Annotated in this window: 23 protein-coding genes and 1 tRNA gene; 2 read left to right on the top strand and 22 right to left on the bottom strand. The window is 32.7% G+C overall.

Annotated elements, in window-relative coordinates:
* Positions 1–314: 314 nt before the first annotated feature.
* The 16 genes from HMPREF2706_RS08330 to bshC form a co-directional block, all read right to left on the bottom strand.
* A complete protein-coding gene (locus HMPREF2706_RS08330) occupies positions 315–968 on the bottom strand; it encodes a DivIVA domain-containing protein (protein WP_030065292.1) in 654 nt (217 codons plus the stop codon).
* A gap of 23 nt (positions 969–991) precedes the next feature.
* A complete protein-coding gene (locus tag HMPREF2706_RS08335) occupies positions 992–1,780 on the bottom strand; it encodes a YlmH family RNA-binding protein (RefSeq protein ID WP_049428505.1) in 789 nt (262 codons plus the stop codon).
* Between the two features lie 120 nt (positions 1,781–1,900).
* Positions 1,901–2,191 carry a YggT family protein gene (locus HMPREF2706_RS08340; RefSeq protein WP_023350429.1) on the bottom strand — a complete coding sequence of 97 codons (291 nt, stop codon included), beginning with the start codon at positions 2,189–2,191 and terminating at the stop codon, positions 1,901–1,903.
* Positions 2,192–2,202: 11 nt separating this feature from the next.
* On the bottom strand, positions 2,203–2,814 hold the full coding sequence (locus HMPREF2706_RS08345; RefSeq protein WP_030065288.1) for a cell division protein SepF: 612 nt from the start codon (positions 2,812–2,814) through the stop codon (positions 2,203–2,205).
* Positions 2,811–3,485, bottom strand: coding sequence for a YggS family pyridoxal phosphate-dependent enzyme (locus HMPREF2706_RS08350; protein ID WP_002435178.1), 675 nt, complete (start codon positions 3,483–3,485; stop codon positions 2,811–2,813). The genes HMPREF2706_RS08345 and HMPREF2706_RS08350 overlap by 4 nt, the downstream gene beginning before the upstream one ends.
* A gap of 17 nt (positions 3,486–3,502) precedes the next feature.
* Positions 3,503–4,294 carry a peptidoglycan editing factor PgeF gene (gene pgeF / locus HMPREF2706_RS08355; RefSeq protein WP_049428499.1) on the bottom strand — a complete coding sequence of 264 codons (792 nt, stop codon included), beginning with the start codon at positions 4,292–4,294 and terminating at the stop codon, positions 3,503–3,505.
* A 252-nt stretch (positions 4,295–4,546) separates the two neighbouring features.
* Complete coding sequence (gene ftsZ, locus HMPREF2706_RS08360) at positions 4,547–5,734, bottom strand: cell division protein FtsZ (RefSeq protein WP_030065284.1); 1,188 nt, start codon at positions 5,732–5,734, stop codon at positions 4,547–4,549.
* Between the two features lie 32 nt (positions 5,735–5,766).
* Complete coding sequence (gene ftsA, locus HMPREF2706_RS08365; protein ID WP_002435260.1) at positions 5,767–7,167, bottom strand: cell division protein FtsA; 1,401 nt, start codon at positions 7,165–7,167, stop codon at positions 5,767–5,769.
* A 103-nt stretch (positions 7,168–7,270) separates the two neighbouring features.
* A complete protein-coding gene (locus HMPREF2706_RS08370) occupies positions 7,271–8,686 on the bottom strand; it encodes a cell division protein FtsQ/DivIB (protein ID WP_070862318.1) in 1,416 nt (471 codons plus the stop codon).
* Between the two features lie 15 nt (positions 8,687–8,701).
* On the bottom strand, positions 8,702–10,051 hold the full coding sequence (gene murD / locus HMPREF2706_RS08375) for a UDP-N-acetylmuramoyl-L-alanine--D-glutamate ligase (RefSeq protein ID WP_002435137.1): 1,350 nt from the start codon (positions 10,049–10,051) through the stop codon (positions 8,702–8,704).
* Between the two features lies 1 nt (position 10,052).
* Complete coding sequence (gene mraY, locus HMPREF2706_RS08380; RefSeq protein WP_023350433.1) at positions 10,053–11,018, bottom strand: phospho-N-acetylmuramoyl-pentapeptide-transferase; 966 nt, start codon at positions 11,016–11,018, stop codon at positions 10,053–10,055.
* Between the two features lie 179 nt (positions 11,019–11,197).
* Positions 11,198–13,543, bottom strand: coding sequence for a penicillin-binding protein (locus HMPREF2706_RS08385; protein ID WP_064212242.1), 2,346 nt, complete (start codon positions 13,541–13,543; stop codon positions 11,198–11,200).
* Positions 13,524–13,925 carry a cell division protein FtsL gene (gene ftsL / locus HMPREF2706_RS08390; RefSeq protein ID WP_023350435.1) on the bottom strand — a complete coding sequence of 134 codons (402 nt, stop codon included), beginning with the start codon at positions 13,923–13,925 and terminating at the stop codon, positions 13,524–13,526. The genes HMPREF2706_RS08385 and ftsL overlap by 20 nt, the downstream gene beginning before the upstream one ends.
* Positions 13,926–13,937: 12 nt before the next feature.
* The gene (gene rsmH / locus HMPREF2706_RS08395) at positions 13,938–14,873 is read right to left on the bottom strand and encodes a 16S rRNA (cytosine(1402)-N(4))-methyltransferase RsmH (protein ID WP_002435203.1); all 936 of its coding nucleotides are present in this window, start codon (positions 14,871–14,873) and stop codon (positions 13,938–13,940) included.
* 14 nt (positions 14,874–14,887) lie between these two features.
* Entirely contained in the window at positions 14,888–15,319 is a 432-nt protein-coding gene (gene mraZ / locus HMPREF2706_RS08400) for a division/cell wall cluster transcriptional repressor MraZ (RefSeq protein WP_002435248.1), read from the bottom strand.
* 143 nt (positions 15,320–15,462) lie between these two features.
* Positions 15,463–17,076: a bacillithiol biosynthesis cysteine-adding enzyme BshC gene (gene bshC / locus HMPREF2706_RS08405; RefSeq protein ID WP_030065277.1), complete on the bottom strand. Its 1,614-nt coding sequence runs from the start codon at positions 17,074–17,076 to the stop codon at positions 15,463–15,465.
* Between the two features lie 187 nt (positions 17,077–17,263).
* Between bshC and HMPREF2706_RS08410 the strand changes: the two genes are divergently transcribed.
* Positions 17,264–17,704, top strand: a complete 441-nt coding sequence (locus HMPREF2706_RS08410; protein WP_030065275.1) for an N-acetyltransferase — start codon at positions 17,264–17,266, stop codon at positions 17,702–17,704.
* A gap of 52 nt (positions 17,705–17,756) precedes the next feature.
* Here HMPREF2706_RS08410 and HMPREF2706_RS08415 read toward each other — a convergent pair whose 3' ends face one another.
* The 6 genes from HMPREF2706_RS08415 to HMPREF2706_RS08440 all read right to left on the bottom strand — a co-directional run bounded on the left by HMPREF2706_RS08415 (position 17,757) and on the right by HMPREF2706_RS08440 (position 19,436).
* Positions 17,757–18,443 carry a YjjG family noncanonical pyrimidine nucleotidase gene (locus HMPREF2706_RS08415; protein WP_030065273.1) on the bottom strand — a complete coding sequence of 229 codons (687 nt, stop codon included), beginning with the start codon at positions 18,441–18,443 and terminating at the stop codon, positions 17,757–17,759.
* A gap of 115 nt (positions 18,444–18,558) precedes the next feature.
* Positions 18,559–18,693 (bottom strand): beta-class phenol-soluble modulin, encoded by a 135-nt coding sequence (locus HMPREF2706_RS08420; protein ID WP_002435157.1) that lies wholly within the window; start codon positions 18,691–18,693, stop codon positions 18,559–18,561.
* A gap of 55 nt (positions 18,694–18,748) precedes the next feature.
* Complete coding sequence (locus tag HMPREF2706_RS08425) at positions 18,749–18,883, bottom strand: beta-class phenol-soluble modulin (protein WP_002435067.1); 135 nt, start codon at positions 18,881–18,883, stop codon at positions 18,749–18,751.
* Between the two features lie 50 nt (positions 18,884–18,933).
* Positions 18,934–19,068 (bottom strand): beta-class phenol-soluble modulin, encoded by a 135-nt coding sequence (locus HMPREF2706_RS08430; protein WP_002435169.1) that lies wholly within the window; start codon positions 19,066–19,068, stop codon positions 18,934–18,936.
* Between the two features lie 55 nt (positions 19,069–19,123).
* Positions 19,124–19,258 (bottom strand): beta-class phenol-soluble modulin, encoded by a 135-nt coding sequence (locus HMPREF2706_RS08435; protein WP_002435168.1) that lies wholly within the window; start codon positions 19,256–19,258, stop codon positions 19,124–19,126.
* 43 nt (positions 19,259–19,301) lie between these two features.
* A complete protein-coding gene (locus HMPREF2706_RS08440) occupies positions 19,302–19,436 on the bottom strand; it encodes a beta-class phenol-soluble modulin (protein WP_002435197.1) in 135 nt (44 codons plus the stop codon).
* 371 nt (positions 19,437–19,807) lie between these two features.
* On the opposite strand from HMPREF2706_RS08440, the gene HMPREF2706_RS08445 reads away from it, so the two are divergent.
* Positions 19,808–19,881: transfer RNA gene (locus HMPREF2706_RS08445), tRNA-Arg, on the top strand.
* The last annotated feature ends 132 nt before the right edge of the window (positions 19,882–20,013 follow it).

Genomic DNA, 20,013 nt, shown 5'->3' on the forward strand with positions numbered 1-20,013 from the left:
CTTCTAATGATAAAAAGAACTCTAAGTTCAATTAAAAGGGACGGCTAAACCGCGGTACCACCCTATTTAACTCAACTTAGAGTTCTCTCATAAACATATTAAAATAAAAGCCAGTGATATAAGAAACAAACGATATGTTAGGCTCTCACCATTCCTAACTCGCTGGAATATGTTTAGTGTTTCTTACGCGTCTGTCTTTTTATATCATATCAATAAATTGTCATTAAGAAAATGTATTTTTAACATAAATACATTTACAAATTTAAAATTCTTCAATTGCGTCTCCATCTATTAATCATTTATCAATAGAATGCTTATAAATTACTATGAGTTGTAGAAGTCTCTGATTGATTATTAGACGTACGTGAAGATTCAGAAGTAGAAGTTGTTCCACTATTATTCTCTGCTTGAGATTGGCTTTCCTTCATAGCGCGTTCTTCTGGTGTAAGATCATTATCATTTAAGTGATGAATATCTTCTAAAGTCACTTGTTCAGCATCTAAATCATAATTTAATAAGTAATCCCAATCTTCACTTTTAAGTAAATCTAATTGAGCTTCTACCAGCATACGGAAACGAGATCTAAACACTTTAGATTGACGTTTCATATCTTCAGTTTGGAAGGATAAACGACGTGCTTTTTCAATCGCATCATTTACAATTTTATCAGCTTGAACTTGAGCTTTAGCAAGTGTAGCTTCGGCATCTTTATTAGCAGCTAATTTTGTTTCTTCTCCAACTTTTTGAGCTTGAATTAAAGCATCACTTACAGACTGATGCACGTCTTGATAAGATTTGATATTAGTGTCTCTATCTTCAACTACTTTTTCAAGTTGCTTTTTATCTTCTTTAAGTCGTTCAATCTCAGTGCTTAATTGATCTAAATAATTAGCAACCTCAGTGGGTTCTAAACCATTCTTCACTCGACTAAACTCTTTATTTTTAATCTCACTTGGTGTGAAAGGCATGATATATCCTCCTTAATTCATCACTATTTAAATAATGTCTGATAGGTAATGTGTAGTTTATCTTTTTTAGTTCTTCCTCCAATTTGAGTGATTTGAGCTCTGCCAAATCCTTGGATAGAAAGTAAGTCATTTTGTTCTAATTGAAAGTCAGGTGTATCAATTATAGTATGATTCACTTTGACTCTTTTCTTTTCTATTAATTGCTTTGCTATATTACGAGATTTATGGATCATATCTTTTAATACAACATCCAATCTCATTGCACTAACAGTCGTGCTGTGAATTTTCCAATTCTCTTTTGATTGTATCATATCTTTTATAGGAATAGAATTAAGTTTAACTGTGGCACCTTTAATCCTATTTAATTCAAACATAATATAAGATTCCAAACGCTCTGTCAAAACAAACTGTATATCATCCGCGACTATAATATCTCCCAATTGTTCTCTCTCAATACCTAAAGACATTAAGGTGCCTAACACATGTTGATGTTGAATTGAAACGAATTTCTCAGGATAATCGATTTGTAAGAGTGACAGTTCAAAATCTTCCACTTGTGCTTCATAATATGTTGGAGCTATGATAGCACGTTTTCTCTCAGCGTAGGGACCCCCATAAAAGTTGACTTTTAACATTTCATAACTCCCCACGATGACTTCTAAGATGTATTGGCCTCTCGGATCTAAAAAAGCAGTGAGCACAGGCGCATAGTGATTTTCAGCTTGATTACACTTATCTATTAATTGATCTATCAATTCTTGCTCTTCTCTTCTAAAATGTTGATATATATCGATGTGAGACACTCCTAACATTTTATTTTAACAACATTCAATTAAGGTAACTTCAATTTTACATGACAAAAACGAGGTCAAAGTTTAATAAATACTTTGCCTCGCTTAAAATACTCATATAAAATTCAAACTAGTTCATTTTTATGATAAATGTGTAAGTATGATGTTAAAAATTGAAACTAAACCTCTTTGAAATAATACTAATACTATAATAGCTGCTATAGAAGAAATATCTATGATGCCAATGGGAGGAATGATTTTCCTAAATGGTTCTAAAAAAGGTTCATAAATTTTACCAAGAAATTCCCCCACTTTAGATTCTCTAATGCTTGGAACCCAAGACGTGAAGAAATAAATAATCATTCCTATATAATAAATTTGAACCAAAAATAATATAAATCGGAATATAGTACTAAGTAGACCGATATCCATAATTAGACTCCTTATTCGTAATGTTGCTCCATGTTTTCGATATGATCAGTTATGCTTCCAGCAACTTCTACGTTATCAGGTGTACATAAGAATATATCAGTTCCTACACGCTGAATATCTCCACCAATCGCATATACTGTTCCACTTAAGAAGTCAATAATACGTTTAGCAGAAACTTTATCAATGCGTTGTAAGTTTACTAAAGTAGCACGTCTATTTTTCAATTCATCCGCAATATCTTGTGTATCAGAAAACACACGTGGTTCAAATAAGCACATTTTAGAGCTTTCTTGTGTCGCATAATTTTGAGATGATTGGTTCATAGTTACAACATTACGAGAATTACTCTTTGAATTATTATTCATACGATAATTCCTTTCTTCAGAAGTTGCACCTTTTCTTGTTGTGCTCTTTTGAGGCACAGATTTGATTGCATTTTGTTTGTTTACATTGTTTTGTGATTGCGTTGATGGTACATTGTTTTCATTTCGTGATTCAACATCACGTTCTTGTGCACGCTCACGTGTCTGAGATGTTTCACGTTCTTCTGGTGCTTCAACTTCTTCTTCATCTTCTACTACAAAAAATCCATTAAATAAATCCTTTAAAGCCAAGGGGCTCACTCCTCTTCTCCTACAAGTTTAGTCCCAATTCTGACAAAGGTTGCACCTTCTTCAACTGCTATCTGATAGTCATTACTCATTCCCATAGATAATTCTGTGCAAGGTGCATGTTCTAAATTGAATTGTTGAATTTCTTCTTTTTTATGTCTTAAATCATTGAAAATTGATTTTATGTACACACTATCATCAGTTAGAGGTGCCATTGTCATTAAACCAATTACTTTGATGTTTTCATAAGCTTTCAGTTCTTTTAAAAATTCATTAACTTCGTCTAATGCTATACCATGTTTAGATTCTTCCCCAGAAACATTAACTTGTAAAAAACAAGATACAACATGGTCTGCTCTCTTATTAATCTCCTTAGCTAAACTCAGGCGATCTAAAGCGTGAAAATAGTCAACTTCGTTAATTACTTCTTTAACTTTTCTAGATTGCAAAGAACCAATAAAGTGAAATACAACATCATCAGGTAATGCTGCTTTTTTCTCTTTGAAGCCTTCTAATCTATTTTCGCCAAAGTGCCTAATACCTGCTTCATAAGCTTCTTTAGCTCGCTCTATTGTAACATACTTTGTCACTGCAATCACGTGAGGGTGTGCTGAATTAGAACTTTTTTCTAAATGTTCACTTATTTCTTGTTCAATTTGTTTTAAATTTTGTTTTACACTCACTAACGTTCCTCCTCACTTTACTTGCGTCCTATAAATGCTAACATACGTCCAGTCTGACCTTTTTCAATTCTATAAGAGAAAAATAAGTCTAAATTTTCAGAAGTAGCATACTCAGTAATATAGATATTATCTGATGGGACGCCTACTTCTTCAAGTAATAAAGCATTGGCTTTTTTTAAATCAATACCATGTTTGTCTGCTGCACGCGAGTCAATATATTTAGATGAGTCAATTGTTAATGTTTCAAATTTACCTTTGATATCATCATTGATTTCATAGGAATTAGATGTTGCTGGTCCAATAACCACTTGTAAATCATTTAAATCAAAGTCAATTTTTCTAACCATTTCTTTTACGATCTCACCATAAGTACCACGCCATCCAGCATGGGCAAGGCCCACATAACCATGCTTCTCACTATAAAAGTAAACAGGAACACAATCAGCATAACACATGGTTAATAATATATTGGAATCATAAGTAAAAATGCCATCTAACCCATATAAGTCATCAGTTAATTCTTCAATGTTCATACCTCGATGTTCTTTAGTAATTTCTGTGACTTTATTTCCATGTGTCTGAATTGGGAAAACCCAATTATTTCTATTGAAGCCTATTTCATTTGCAAGAATTTCCTGATGTTGAGTAATATTAGCTTGATTATCATCAACGTATCTAGCCATGTTAAAAGCGTGTTTTGGATAATGACTCAGTCCATTCTCTCTAGTTGTGAAACCAAGCTTAATACTATAAGTAGGTTTTACATCATAATCTAAATAATATTCTTTCTTTATAAACTTTTCAGTCATTATGTTTCACCACCATTTGAGAATGTTTAAAAGTAATTATTATAATTCATGACAATTAAGTATATTATAAAACTATTATATATCATACTTTCTACCATTTAAACTACAAGTTACAAGAATAAATAATTTAAATATATACTTAATATTGGTGTCATGAAAATTAATAAGTAATATTATGTAATTCATAAACTGTAATTTAAAAAGCCATCAGTACAAACTCTGATGGCTTTTTATCTAAATTATCATATATAATTAGCGTCTTGTTCTTCTAGAACGTCTTTCTTCTCTATTTCTAATAAAGCTAGGAATGTCGTCATCTTTTGTAGAGTGACTTCTTTCGCTTACGCCTTCTGAAGATTGAGAGCTAGTTGAAGTGTTTGTAGCAAATGAGTCTTCTTTAGGAGTAGCATGACTTTGGTTAGAAGAATTACTATTAACACTTGAACCGAAACCAGTACTTGTAGCTTTACGACCTTGAGATGACGGTTTATCTTCGAAACCTGTAGCAATCACTGTAACAACAATTTCGTCTTGAAGTTCAGGATTAATTACTGTACCGAAGATCATGTTTACATCTTCATCAGCCGCATCTTGAACAATATCAGCAGCTTCTTGAGCTTCAAATAGTGAGAGTGATTCTCCACCAGTAATGTTCATAAGTACGCCTTGAGCACCAACAATTGAAGTTTCTAATAATGGTGATGAAATAGCTTTTTTAGCAGCTTCAACTGCTCTATTTTCACCAGAAGATACACCGATACCCATTAATGCTGAACCTTGGTTAGACATAATAGTTTTAACGTCGGCAAAGTCTAAGTTTACCTCACCTGATACAGCGATTAAATCTGAGATACCTTGTACACCTTGACGTAACACATTATCTGCTTCCTTGAATGCTTCCATCATAGGCGTAGATTTGTCTACGATATCTAATAAACGATCATTAGGAATAACAATTAATGTATCAACTGCAGCTTTCATTGCTTCAACGCCAGCGGCAGCTTGAGTTTGACGTTTACGTCCCTCAAAACCGAATGGGCGAGTTACAACGCCTACTGTTAAAGCGCCCATTTCTTTAGCGATTTTAGCAACTACTGGAGCAGCTCCTGTACCAGTACCGCCACCCATACCAGCAGTAACGAATACCATATCTGCACCTTGGATAGCATCTTCGATTTGTTCACGAGATTCTTCAGCAGCTTTTTTACCAATTTCAGGATTTGCACCTGCACCAAGACCTCGCGTTAACTTTTCACCAATTTGGATTTTTGATTCCGCTTTAGATAAGTTAAGCGCTTGTCCATCTGTATTGATAGCGATAAACTCAACGTTATTCATGCCGTGGTCAATCATACGATTAACAGCGTTGTTACCGCCGCCACCTACACCGATGACTTTCAATGTAGCTAAATGATTAAATCCTTGTTCAAATTCTAACATTTAAATTTCCTCCTAGTCTTAATGGCCAATAATCATTCAAATAGAGATTTCATTAGTTTTTTAAATTTACCTTCTTCTTTGTCCTTACCTTCTGATTGATGATAATCATCTTCGTGATGTTCTCTGCGGTCTTCATATGTTTCCTCACGAGGTGATTCAGGTTCTTCCTCATGATTCTCTTTTTTGTTTGATTTACGTTTAAACCAATCAAAACCGCTCGATTTAGATTCGTTATCTTTATCTTCAGATTCGATAACTTCCTCTTCAAATCCTTCATTATCTTGATAACTAATTGTAACATAATCTAATAACTCGTCAAAAGCGATACTACTAGAAATTGTCGAAATAGCAGAAGAGAACTCAGGTTTTCTAATACCCATTTGAGATGGAGTATGAATTCTTACTTTCTCACTTACCATGTCTTGTAGTAATTCTTTTACACCAAGTAAGTTAGCAGAACCACCTGTTACAATAAATCCGCCATTCACTTTAGTAAGTCCAAGTTCTTGTAACACATCAAACACTTCAAAGAATATATCCTCTACACGTTGTTCGATAAAATCGCTTAAATCTTTTTGAGTATATTGAACATGTTCTTCACTATCAATTTGATCTACTGAGAATACATCTTGCTCTGAAGCTGAATCATAGAAAGCATGTCCATATTGATGCTTAATCTTCTCAGCAGTATCATATGTAGTATTTAAGCCTTGCGCAATATCATCTGTAATATCACGACCAGCCATTTCAATTGAATCAGCGTCTACTAACTCGCCACGCTCATAAAAAGCAATTTGAGTTAAATCTTCGCCAATATCAATGACACAAGCGCCTAATTCTTTTTCTGTAGCGGTTAAAATTGAACCATAATTGTATGCATCAGAGTAAACATCTAATACATCTACGCCACATGCTTCAACACATTTAATCATATTAATTAAAATAGATTTCTGTATAGCTATAACGCCTGCATCAACTTTCAATGAATGTCTAGCAATTAATTCTTTAGGGTCAGAAACTTCATTGTCTTTATCAACTACGAATCGAATAGGAAAGACATTAATCACTTCTGTTTCTGTTACATCATTCTTATCACGAATTCCGTCTAAAACTGATTCAATGTGTGTTCCATTAATTTCAGTATCTTCATAAAATTCAATTTCATTTGATTCATCGTATACTTCGGTACCAATGATAGGTAACTTTAAGAATACTTCTTTTATATCTACACCAGAGGCAATTGAAGCCTTCTTAATTGTATCTTTGATTGCTTGTCTCGCAATATCAAAATCATCAATAAGACCATTCTTGATACCGCTAGTGTAGGTTTGTCCTGTACCTATCACATTTATTCCATTGTGAAATTTTTCGCCTACTATCGTTTTTACACTTGATGAACCTATATCTATACTTACATAGTAATGTTCCTCCATAGATAGGCACCTCCTGACAAATTACTATTAAAATACACTATGTTTAGTTTACAATACGTTGAATAGCTTGTGAACTATAAACACATAGTATTAACGAAATTTTTTAATTATTATCTTTTGATTGATTATTAATTTTATTTAAAACACTTTGAAGTTCTTCTTTAGCTTCACTTTCTTGTTGTGTAGATTTTGTTACATTCTGGTCGGATTCAGACTCAGCACCTGTTGCTCCACTATAAGGTATGAATGAAGCACCCACTGATAAATCAATATACCCATCAGTCTTGAGATTACCTGAATCATCTCTACTTAAAGATTGTGACATCTGCGGGTAATACTTCATTTTATCGGCTATTGTAGTAATATCTCCGACAACTTGCATGTCATCTTTAGTGAAGATTTCAATTCTATTTTGTTTGTTCTTCTCTGGAGCATAACTAACTTCAGCAATTAAACTTCTTACTTCAGGTGACATTTCAGATAAATCTTGAATGATTCGTGTTTTTTTATTTCCTTTAAAACCATCGATAATTGGTCCGTCATGTGAAACATCATCACTGTAATCTTTTAATTCTTTGCCATCTTCTATAATTGGAACGTAACTGTCTTTACTTTTTTCTAAACCAACAACTTGGTACTCAGTTACTTTTACATTTATAGTGTTAGGCAATTGTTTATGAATTTCAACATCCTTGATCAAGGGATTCTTCTTCAAATTTTTAATTGCTTTCCTCTTACTAAATGTGTACATTCTTGAATGAGATGTAACATTTAACTCTTTATTGATTTTACTTTTACTAACATTATTATTACCTTTAATATTCACATTAGAAATCTTGCTTAAAGGGGTGAACATATAAAGTAAGAATATAACAATCAATAATACTAATACAGTAATAATGATATACTGTATTCTTTTTTGTCTTTTTCGGCGTAACGCTCTTTTTTCTTCTAATGTTAAAGGTTTCTGTTGTTCATTTTTATCTTTTTCTGAGTTGTGATCACTATTATTATTAATAAAAGGCATCTTATTTATAAAACCTTTTTTATAACTTTTCCTTTCATGAACGTCTTTATTCGCCTTACCACTCTCATCTTTACTAGATTCAGAAGCATCACTTTTACTATCTGATTGAGATTGTTCTTCTATATCTTCGATGTCTTCATTTGTATTGTCTTCATTAATCTCTGTTTGAGAGTCTTTATGATGTTGTATTGCTTCATCACCGTGGTTTAGACTATCTTTATCATGTTCATTTTCGGATTGAATCTTTTTATCTTCATTAGTACTTTCCATCTCTGGAGAATCATTATCGGGAACATCATTTTCTTGTGTTTCCTCATTCGAATATTCATCGTTATTAACTCTGTCACCGAAACGTTTTCTTTTTCTATTACGAAAATCTTTATTTCTTCTAAAAAGACTCACATCATCTTTATCATTATTGTCTTTCTTAGATGTAGTAAAATCTTCAATGCGCGAAACTTTATCATTTTTGTTTTTATTATTTTCATCCATGAGCATTCACACTCCTTAATAAGATGGCAAGTGTGCTCGGAATCTCTCGATAAATTTCTCACCACGTTCTTCAAATGTTTTATATTGATCCCAACTTGCACAAGCTGGTGAAAGTAACACCACATCATTAGGTTCGATAATGTCTTGAATTTTATCAACTGCATCTTCAACGTTCGTTGCTTTAATTACATATTTACCTTGGCTATTACCTAGTTTAGCAAATTTTTCTTGTGTTTCTCCAAAAACAATCATTACACGGACATTATTCATATACGGTATAAGTTCATCAAAGTCGTTACCTCTATCTAAACCGCCACATAACCAAATAATAGGTTGTGTGAATGAATTTAAAGCGAATTGTGTAGCTAAAGTATTAGTTGCTTTGGAATCATTATAGTATTTATTCGTACGGTGAGTACCAATGTATTGCAGTCTATGATCAATTCCTGAGAAAGTTGTCAGACTATCTACGATGGCTTTAACTGGTACGCCTGCCAAAATAGCAGCTAATACTGCAGCCAAAATGTTTTCTAAGTTGTGTTCGCCTGGTAAAACTAAATCTTTAACATTTATGATACGAACGCCATTAAATACGATAAATCCGTCTTTAATATATATTCCATTAACTTCTTGTTGTGTTGAAAAATAAAGTGTTTTTGATTTTAAATTCTCTGTTTCAATTAAATGTCTTTGATGATAGTTACAAATGAGATAATCATCTTCAGTTTGATTTTTATAAATTTGTTTTTTCGCATTTTGATAATTTTCTAAAGACTCATGATAATCTAGATGTGCTGAATATATGTTTGTAATGATTGCTATGTGAGGTTTGTATTCATCAATACCTAATAATTGGAAAGATGAAAGTTCTGTAATCAAATATTCATCAGCTTTAACTTCTTGAGCTACTTTAGAAGCAACATAACCTATGTTTCCTGATAGACGACCTGTTAAGACACTTTTTTTAAACATATCCCCTATTAGAGATGTCACAGTCGTCTTACCATTTGTGCCAGTCACACCTATAATAGGTGCCTCAGAAATAAGGTAACTTAATTCGACCTCGGTTAAGATTTTTAAACCTCTGCGAACTGCCTCATCAATAATTGAAACAGTATAAGGGATACCCGGATTTTTGACGATAATAGGATTATTATCAAGTAGCGAAAGAGGATGTTCACCACTTATTACCTCTATCCCCATTGATTCAAGATCTTTTGCATGTGCGTCTTGGGAAAGGTCCTTTCCATCATTCACTTTGACGTTTGCACCCAATTTAGCTAATAATTTTGCTGCTTCATAACCACTTTTAGCTAAGCCAACTACTAGAACATTTTTATTTTCTAATCCTGTGTAATTCAGCACTCTAATGCACTCCAATCCATAAGCCTATTAATCCTGAAATTAAACCTACTGTCCAGAATACAGTTACTACTTTCCATTCTCCCCATCCACTTAATTCAAAATGATGGTGAATAGGACTCATTTTAAATATACGTTTCTTAGTTAATTTATAAGACGCTACTTGCATCATAACTGATAATGTTTCAATAACGAAAACTAATCCTACAAAGAAAAGCGACAATTCCTGATTTAACATAATTGAGATTGTAGCGAATATTCCTCCTAATGCAAGACTACCTGTGTCACCCATAAATACTTTTGCTGGGTTTAGGTTATAAGGTAAAAAGCCTATTAATGCAAACACCATAATGACACAGAACGTACCGATTGCTGGGGAATCTAATATAAAGCTCATTATTGCATATATAGCAAATCCAATGATAGATAACCCTGTAGCTAAGCCATCCAGTCCATCAGTTAAGTTTACCGCATTTGAGAAACCAACCTGCCAAAAGATTATGAATATTACATACGCGAAGGAGAGTGGTAAATCAAAATGAGTAAACGGAATATGTAAATTTGTAGTGAAATTAACTAAATGAAAAACATCACCTAGCACAAAGAATATAACTGCAATTAAAATTTGAGCTAAGAATTTTTGTTTACTCGTTAAACCTTGGTTGTTTTTCTTAACTACTATAATATAATCATCAATAAATCCAATTAGTCCAAATCCAATAGTGACTAATAATAATAAAATAATAGGATTTGATTTATCGACAAATATGATTGCAATAATAGATGTAATAATAATACTTATTAAAAACGTGAGTCCACCCATAGTTGGTGTTCCCGTTTTTTTCATGTGGCTTTGAGGCCCTTCTTCTCTAATGCTTTGGCCAAATTTCATTCTTTTTAACGTAGGAATGAGCACTGGTACTAATATAAATGTTATGAGTAGTGCGATGATCGCATATATAAATAACATATGAATCTCCTTTTCTTCACTTTCTAATATATTCGTTTAATTGTAAATAACCTTTAATAGTTTATCAGTTTTCGGTTTATTTTCATATAAATCTTTAAACATAAACAAATGAGGTTGGGACCATCTCTTAGTTAATCCCTAAAATGATCATCCCAACCTCTGTTGTCTGCTTAGTTCAATCAGCTGTCATCGCTGGAACTTGAATTATTTTTTGAATTGCTATTGGAGTCTTTTTTAGAGTCAGAACTTGAACTATCCTTTGATTCTGATTTAGAAGATGAGCTTGAATCTTGTTTAGAGTTTTTATCTTTAGACTTACTTTCATCTTTCGAATTTTTACTAGCTTCTGTTGCATTTGAATCATCTTCACTATCATCAGTTTTATCAGCAGATAGTGTCACTTCTACTTTATCTTTGTTTTTCAACGCTTGGCCTTTAGTAATACTTTGGTTAGTTACAAAACCATTACCTTTAGTGGAAACTTTAATATGTGTTAAGTCTTCAAATGCGAGTACATCTTCTTTTGTCCAACCTGTCATATCCGGCATAGTGATATCACCATCTGTAAGTAACATTACTTTACTATGAGGTAAAATCTTAGTCCCTGCTTTGACAGATTGAGATTTAATTTGCTTACCACTACCTATAGTAACTGGTTTGAGCGACTGAGCATTCATACTATCTTCTGCTTTTTGTGTTTCTTGACCTTCAACGTTAGGTACCTTACTGTAATCAGCTTTAGATGCAGAATCACTTGATTTACCTACATTGAGATACTTGAGTGTGTTTTCCATAATAGGTTTAAATGCTTTACTTACACCCATCTCGTAAGCTTCTTCATCATTTTTCTGAGCTAAACTCATACCCGCGTAAACGATGACTTTAGGATTTTTCTTCGGCGCGTCACCTATAAAGCTTACAAAGTAAGGATTTTCACCTTTAACATATCCGCCACCATTTGAATCTGCTACTTGAGCGGTACCAGTTTTACCTTCGATGTCGTAACCTTTAACGCGATAATTCATCGCATGACTTTGTTTACTATTAACAACTTTGTCTAACTCTTTTTCAACTTTATCAGCAGTATCTTTTGAAATTGGTTTTCCTGCGTACTCTTTTTTACCACTATAGAAGTTTTTCTTAGTGACAGGATTATCAATACTATTTACAAACCAAGGTTTTAACATATTACCTTTATTGAAAAATGCTGATTGTGCTTGAATCATCTGTACAGGTGTAACAGTCGTAGATTGTCCAAACGCAGATGTTTTTTGTTGTAACTCATTAGCCCAAGCTACGTGGCCTGATGCTTCTCCATCAAACATTCCATCTGTTTTCTTACCAAAGCCAAAACGTTCATACCATGACTTCATCTTATCTGCACCAACTAAATCTTGTAAATGCATCATTAATGTGTTAGATGAATAGGTGAAGCCTAGAGTCATAGGTATATTGCCCCAACCTTCTTTATTCCAATCTGAGATCTCAGAACCCATAATGTCTCTGTGTCCAGATTTATATTTTTCATTAGGTTTAAATTTACCTTCTTGGATAGCAGCAGCTAATCCATAAGACTTAAACGTAGAACCTGGTTCATACGTATTTTGGTATAAATCGTTAGCCCATTTTTTACCAAAATCCTTACCTGTTTCAGGGTTAAAGGTAGGTCGTTGACTATAAGCGAGTATTTCACCTGTTTTAGCGTCCATTACAACTGCAAATAAATCTTTAGGCGCATATTTCTCTACCATGCCATCTAAAGCTTCTTCAACAAAGACTTGAATATTAGAATCAAGCGTTAAATGAACATCGTCTCCTCGTTTAGGAGTTTGTTCTTTTTTAGTATTAGGAGCAATATAACCCCAAATATCTTGGATATATTTAAGCGTACCTTGCGTTCCATTTAAGTAGCTATTAAAGATTTTTTCAACACCTAAAGCACCATTAAGTTGTCCTGTGTCAGGGTCTTTTTGAGCCATACCAATTAAATGAGAGGCAAAGTTTCCATTAGGATAGAAACGTTCGGTCTCAGGATATAATGAAACCCCAGGTAAATTCATTTTTTCAATTTTTTCTTTATCTTGATAAGTTAAGTTGGTTCCTTTTTGACCAAACTCAACTTGGAAAGCTTTCTTTTGATTGAGTCGTTTTTCAATATCAGAAGCTTTCATATCTATAACTTTAGATAATTGTTTAGCTGTTTTCTTCTTATCTACTACGTGACGCGGCTTTTTACTATTTTGACTTGCCTTTTTATCGACAACTGCAACAACTTTATACCTTTCAACATCTTCTGCAAGAACCTTCCCATTGCGATCATAAATTTTACCACGCTCTGGTTGCTCAAAATTTTTTACTAAGTATTTTTCATTTGCCTTCATCACAAGATTCTGACCATTTGAATGACCAGTTACCATAATATATGAGAACCTTAAAACCAATATAAAAAAGAGCAGTCCGAATAAACCAACTAGAAGGACTGCCCCTATTTTATTTTTTTTAATTTTAATTTTTCGCTTCGCCATTACTACGCACTACCTTTACATTATCGTTCTGTAGGCTCATACCTTGTTTTTTAGCCTTATCGTAAATGCGTTCATATGAAGAATTTTTCTTGATTTCAGATTTTAATGCGCTGTTTTCACTAGATTGTTTTTCTATTTTTTGATCTAAATCTGCAATTTTTCCCCGCGTATCATACGCATCCATTTTTAAAGATAGCATATAAATACTAATCATGGCAATTACTGTAATAAGCGTTATGTATAAAACTTTTTCAAATCTAGTTAATTGGACGACTACTTTTCTTTTAACAGTCTGTTTTTCTGGACGAGATTGCGGTTGTCTTTGTGGAATACTGGTTTGAGTTGCTTCATCATAAGGTTGATAAATTTTTTCTACAGCCATTTCAATTACTCCTTATTTTAAAATTTCTGCAACACGTAGTTTTGCACTACGCGCACGATTGTTTTCGTCTAAATCTTCTTCAGTAGCAGTTATCGGTTTGCGATTTACACGTTTTAATTTCGGCGAGTAACCTTCAGGAATAATTGGTATCCCTCTCGGAACTTCTGGTCCTTTCTCATATTCTTGGAAAATCTGCTTACATAAGCGGTCCTCCAAAGAATGGAACGTGATGACCGAAATCCTTCCATTAACATTTACACTCTCAATTGCTTGTTCAATTGAATCTTCAAACGCGGATAATTCATCGTTTACAGCTATTCGAATTGCTTGAAAAACTCTTTTAGCAGGATGTCCCCCTTTACGTCTCGCCTTGGCAGGTATACCTTCTTTGATGATGTCAACGAGTTGTAAAGTCGTTTCTATTGGATGTTGTTCTCGATTAGCTTCTATTCTTCTTGCAATTTGTTTTGAAAACTTTTCTTCACCGTAACGATAAAAAATCTTTACCAATGCTTCATAAGACCATTCATTCACTACCTCATAAGCAGATAATGATTGAGTTTGATCCATCCGCATGTCTAATTTCGCATCATGATGATAACTAAATCCTCTTTCAGGGACATCCAATTGCGGACTCGAAACACCGAGGTCGTAATAGATGCCGTCTACTTTTTCAATGTTTAAATCTTTTAAAATATTCGTTAATTCTCGAAAGTTGTTATGAACAAAAGTGACTTTATGTAAGTGTTCTTTCAAAACAACTTTTGCATTTTCTAAGGCTGTTAAATCTTGATCAATCGCAATAAGTCTACCTTCATCATTTAATTGATTAAGTAAATAAAGGGCGTGACCTGCACCACCAAGCGTACAGTCAACATACACACCATCTTCTTTAATATTTAAATAATCAATGGTTTCGTTTAACATGACGCTGACGTGATGAAACACTTGAATACCTCCATTTAAAAATCAAAATCTATCAAATCTTCAGCAATATCTTCGAAACTATCTTCTGATTCTTCATAGAAGTCATTCCAAGTTTCTCTGTCCCAAATCTCAATACGATTAGACACACCTATTACTGTACATTCTTTGGTTAAATTAGCGTATTTCCTCAAATTCTGAGGTATGTTAATACGCCCTTGCTTATCTAATTCTACTTCTACAGCACCAGAGAAGAACATACGCATAAATTTACGTGCGTCTTTTTTAGTCATAGGTAAGGTTTTCATCTTCTCTTCAATTTGTTGCCATTCTTCAAGTGTGTAACCAAATAAGCATTTATCAAGGCCTCTAGTGATAATAAAACGTTCATTTAAGTCATAACGAAACTTGGACGGTACTATCATACGTCCTTTTGTATCTAATTGATGATCGTATTCTCCCATGAACATTTTTTATCACCTCACCTTATTTATAATTTACCACATCGCCCCACTATCCTCCACTAATTAAGCAAAATTAGTTCAATTTATTTGCTCAAACACAAAAAAACCCGTTTTATCAAAAAGATAAAACGGGTTCAAACGCCTTTATATCAAGGTTTTATAATTATATGATCAAAAGTGTAATGAAGTGGTGGGTAGGTGGAGGGATGGAACACATTTTTCCCAAAATCATTCATTATTTGTAATGGATTCCAAATTCTTTCTTGTAATCCACCCATTGGATGGAGCACTTCATTAATTTCTCTAAATTGGCGCATACTAATATCATTCTCTCTTTCTACATTTAATAAGTAGCGTTTTAACAAGTAATGATATTGTTCTTGGTGAATTTCATTATTCTTCTCTATCAATAATTCATTATCATGATTTCCTGCAACTTGAGATTTCAATCTTTCAGTTAGTTGTTGCTGTTTTACTTTCATTTGCTCTACTTCATCTATCAATTCTTGAGAGGCTTTTTCACGTACAAATTTCTGTCTATCTTGTTCTACTCCATATGAAATGATAGTTTCAGTTTTCAGATTATATTGTTTCAATAATTTTTTAGTTCTATCATACATATAGCTTATTCTAAGTCTAGGTAAAACAATGGGCATTTCAACATTAAGTAAATTAAACACTTCTTTTAATTCTGCCCAGTACTTTATTTCGCTTGGTCCACCAATAAATGCAACAGTATTAAATAACCACTCTTCCATAACTGGACGAGTAACAACATTATTTGATATTCTCTCGGGCTCGTTTTCAATAATGTTAAATAAATCTTCTTTTGAATATGACTTCTCCGATTTACTAGTAATAAATCTGCCATCTTTATATTTTAATAACTGTCTCATATTTTCATCATGAATAAATAAATGAGTATTAGTGTCTGTCTGAATCATTGGATTTAATCCTTGTGCTTCAATTTTGGATTGTGTATCTCGAAAAGCTTGATCCAATTTTTCACTTTTATCTAGTATATCTTTGAAAATAGGCTTTTCCATTTTCCTTAACTCTGTGAATTGAGCATCTAGGAGTAATACCCCATATTCTTTGAAAATTTCATGTAGAAGTCCTTTGAAGATATCAGTCCAATTTTCGTAGCGTAAGATGATGCTACGACATAACTGATACACTTCATTGCTATGGGAAGTCTCTGTTAATTCTTTAAAAAATTGATTAAGCGACTCCAACAAAGCTTCTTTATCAGGAGTAAAACGAGTAACACTAGTTTCAGGTGGAGTCATCGTATGATATTTAATCTTATCGAGCGTTGCCTTCTTATGATTAAATACAAAAGTATGATTAACTTCATCAAAATCATGGTCTTCTCCAGCAATCCAAAAAACGGGAATAATTTTTTCATTATATTGATTTGTCAGTTGATTACTTAGAGTAATAATTGAAAAAATTTTATGAAAAGTGTAGAGAGGTCCTCCAAACAATCCCGCTTGCTGTCCTCCAATTACTACTTTAGCTCCCTCAGCTAAATCTTTAATATTCATAATTTGTGATTCTGACAAATCTAAATCACTCATATAAGATTTTATAACAGAAGAAAGTTGCTCTTCTCTACCATTATTTGGAGTATTAAGTCTTTTAGAGAAACTATCGCTTAAACTTGCATCATATTCATAAAACCTCGCAATTTGAGAATCGCCATTTTTTATTTTAGAGATAAACTGATCATCTTCATTTAACTTTATTACATTGCACTTCATGTTTTAACTCCTTCAGTATCACTATTACTCATATAGTATAAAGACTATACTCATTTATGACAATTTTACGGCTTAAATTTATTTATATATTCATTTTAAAACTGGAATTTTCTATAATTTTAAATAAATGAAAGTTAACATTAAAATAAGGTATAATAGAGAAAAGAAATTAAAGGGGAGAGAAAATATGAGCGAGGTAAAACATCTAGAGATAAATTATAAAACTGATGAGCTCTTTGAAGATTTTAGAGAGTTCGGCAATAAAGATCTCTATATGGTTGAAGAATTAAAAGGTCAAATGATAGATGCAAGTTCAGATTCACCTTTTTATGGCATTTTTGTAGGAGATAAATTAGCGGCAAGAATGGCTTTACTCGACAAAGGCGAAGTTGAAGAAACTTATTTCCCAGATTGTGATGATTACATTTTATTATGGAAATTAGAAGTTCTTGAAAAATATCAAGGTCGTGGCTATGCTAAAAAGCTTATAGATTTTGCTAAAGAAAATAATAAACCTATCAAAGCCATTGCTAGAAAAAACTCAAAAGACTATTTCTTAAAACATGGTTTTGAGGATGTCGAAGCTAAAAACCCTGAAGGTCACGATGTATTAATTTGGAAACCTTAACATAATATAAAAAGCCATTAAATGTATGCTAAATACATTTAATGGCTTTTTTCTATTCAACAATATTAATTAGTTCTGACAAATTACTAATCTCGTAATGAGGTTGTATATTAGAGTTATTTTCTTTTTCACGGTAATTAAACCAACATGTTTGAATATTAGCATTGAGGCCACCCATAACATCAGAGGTCAACGAATCTCCAACTATAATTGTTTCCTCTCTATTAATGTTTCCAATCTCATTAAAGATGTAATCAAAGAATTCTCGCATAGGTTTCTGGTAACCAGTCTGCTCTGAAATAAATATTCCATTAAATATATCATTAAAATTTGTCTGAGCAATACGACGCTGTTGCGTGATTGTCACACCATTCGTAACAATATATAATGAATGTTTATCTTTCAGCTGGTTAATAGTTTCAATCGTTTGATCGAAAAATTTAAGCGGCGCTTTAGCTAATTCATCTCTAAATATCTCATCCGCTTCTTTACCATCTACTTCTATGTAATAATCATTGAAATAATTAATAAATCGATGAGATAAAACTTGTTCTTTCGTCAATTCATTTTGTTGAAAAGCTTCCCAGTGTGCTTGATTGACCTTTCTAAAATGTTGGAAATCTTGTTTAGTCGGAAAATGACCGTAATGTTTTGCCATATTATAAAATGCCTTTTCCTCTGCATCGTAAAAATCAACTATTGTATCATCGAAATCTAATAAGATATGTTTATATGTCACAATTTATCCCCGTTTCAAATTTTAATGAACAAACTTCTTATTCTTTTTAATAATAACAAATAATCTGCAAATAAAAAAAGACCAGAGCGCTTGCCCTGGTCCATCTAATCATATATTAGAATCCGAATACTTTACCTAATAAACCGATTCCGTTTTCTGCGATACCCACGATGCTTGTACCTAATTTTGCCCAGTCATGGTCTTGTCCTGCTTTTACTGTGTTTGCGATTGCTTCTGCTAATTTAGTCATTAAAATCTCTCCCTTTATTTATATTTTAGATTTAGAATTTCATTAAATGTGATAATTAACCACCAAAGATTTTAGTGATAGCGTTAATACCATTTTCAGCGATACCAACAATGCTTGTACCTAATTTTGCCCAATCGTGATCTTGACCTGCTTTTACAGTGTTTGCGATTGCTTCTGCTAATTTTTGCATTATAATCTCTCCTTTTAGTAGTTTATTAAAAAATGAGTAAGTTGATTAAATTAGAATCCGAATACTTTACCTAATAAGCTGATTCCATTTTCAGCGATACCTACGATGCTTGTACCTAATTTTGCCCAATCTTGGTCTTGTCCTGCTTTTACTGCGTTTGCGATTGCTTCTGCTAATTTAGTCATTATAGTCTCTCCTTTAGTTTATTTTATTTATAATTAAGTTCTTATTTATCGAAAATTAACCACCGAATACTTTAGTTAATGCACTTACACCGTTTTCTACGATATCAACGATGCTTGTACCTAATTTTGTCCAATCATGGTCTTGTCCTGCTTTTACTGTGTTTGCGATTGCTTCTGCTAATTTTTGCATTATAATCTCTCCTTTATTATTAAAACGATATTAATAATCTGAATTATGCACCAATAAATTTAGAAATAACTTTTACACCATTGTCAACGATGTCAACAATGCTAGTTCCTAATTTTGTCCAATCTTGGTTGATTCCAGCATCGACTGTGTTTCTAATTGCGTCGAATAATTTTTCCATTACAAACACTCCTTCAGTAAAATGTGATAATGCGTGAGTTAATTAATTTAAAACGATGAATGAACTTGTGTTGTTTGTTTATCTATCGTTTTGTTACTTATACTATAAAGCGGATTTAGCACAATTTGTTTATATTTTCTTAAGTCGGTATTTAAAGGTCTAAACTGTGAAATGAAAACGTTTACACAACAGTTTGGAATTCCTTAGTGTATTGTTTACAATTCAATTGTTAAAAATTCCTTGCATCTTTACAATAAATTAACATTCTAGTATAAAAAGCACTACTATAGTGAAAAATATAAACATTTTTTATAAGAGAACTATTGCTAAAACTCCCCCATTTAGATATAATAATTCTTGTGTTAAAAAATGTCCTGGTAGCTCAGCTGGATAGAGCAATGGCCTTCTAAGCCATCGGTCGGGGGTTCGAATCCCTCCCAGGACGCTAATAATATACTTTCAAGACGATGAGGGATACTAAAAATGTAGTATCCCTCATTTTTCGTTAATAAAGATCCTTAACGTAAATCGGATAATTTAATTAGATTGATTACAAAAGATGCGTAGTTTAATTTCG

It is taken from the genome of Staphylococcus sp. HMSC067F07 (genome assembly GCF_001837405.1).
GTDB lineage: Bacteria > Bacillota > Bacilli > Staphylococcales > Staphylococcaceae > Staphylococcus > Staphylococcus capitis.

Coding starts and splice junctions, on each gene's coding strand:
- mraY (WP_023350433.1), bottom strand. CDS start 11,018: ATGTTATTTATATATGCGATCATCGCACTACTCATAACATTTATATTA.
- bshC (WP_030065277.1), bottom strand. CDS start 17,076: ATGAAGTGCAATGTAATAAAGTTAAATGAAGATGATCAGTTTATCTCT.
- HMPREF2706_RS08425 (WP_002435067.1), bottom strand. CDS start 18,883: ATGCAAAAATTAGCAGAAGCAATCGCAAACACTGTAAAAGCAGGTCAA.
- HMPREF2706_RS08420 (WP_002435157.1), bottom strand. CDS start 18,693: ATGACTAAATTAGCAGAAGCAATCGCAAACACAGTAAAAGCAGGACAA.
- pgeF (WP_049428499.1), bottom strand. CDS start 4,294: ATGACTGAAAAGTTTATAAAGAAAGAATATTATTTAGATTATGATGTA.
- HMPREF2706_RS08385 (WP_064212242.1), bottom strand. CDS start 13,543: ATGGCGAAGCGAAAAATTAAAATTAAAAAAAATAAAATAGGGGCAGTC.
- ftsZ (WP_030065284.1), bottom strand. CDS start 5,734: ATGTTAGAATTTGAACAAGGATTTAATCATTTAGCTACATTGAAAGTC.
- mraZ (WP_002435248.1), bottom strand. CDS start 15,319: ATGTTCATGGGAGAATACGATCATCAATTAGATACAAAAGGACGTATG.
- HMPREF2706_RS08335 (WP_049428505.1), bottom strand. CDS start 1,780: ATGTTAGGAGTGTCTCACATCGATATATATCAACATTTTAGAAGAGAA.
- ftsL (WP_023350435.1), bottom strand. CDS start 13,925: ATGGCTGTAGAAAAAATTTATCAACCTTATGATGAAGCAACTCAAACC.
- HMPREF2706_RS08430 (WP_002435169.1), bottom strand. CDS start 19,068: ATGACTAAATTAGCAGAAGCAATCGCAAACGCAGTAAAAGCAGGACAA.
- HMPREF2706_RS08340 (WP_023350429.1), bottom strand. CDS start 2,191: ATGGATATCGGTCTACTTAGTACTATATTCCGATTTATATTATTTTTG.
- ftsA (WP_002435260.1), bottom strand. CDS start 7,167: ATGGAGGAACATTACTATGTAAGTATAGATATAGGTTCATCAAGTGTA.
- HMPREF2706_RS08370 (WP_070862318.1), bottom strand. CDS start 8,686: ATGGATGAAAATAATAAAAACAAAAATGATAAAGTTTCGCGCATTGAA.
- HMPREF2706_RS08435 (WP_002435168.1), bottom strand. CDS start 19,258: ATGCAAAAATTAGCAGAAGCAATCGCAAACACAGTAAAAGCAGGACAA.
- HMPREF2706_RS08330 (WP_030065292.1), bottom strand. CDS start 968: ATGCCTTTCACACCAAGTGAGATTAAAAATAAAGAGTTTAGTCGAGTG.
- HMPREF2706_RS08440 (WP_002435197.1), bottom strand. CDS start 19,436: ATGGAAAAATTATTCGACGCAATTAGAAACACAGTCGATGCTGGAATC.
- HMPREF2706_RS08410 (WP_030065275.1), top strand. CDS start 17,264: ATGAGCGAGGTAAAACATCTAGAGATAAATTATAAAACTGATGAGCTC.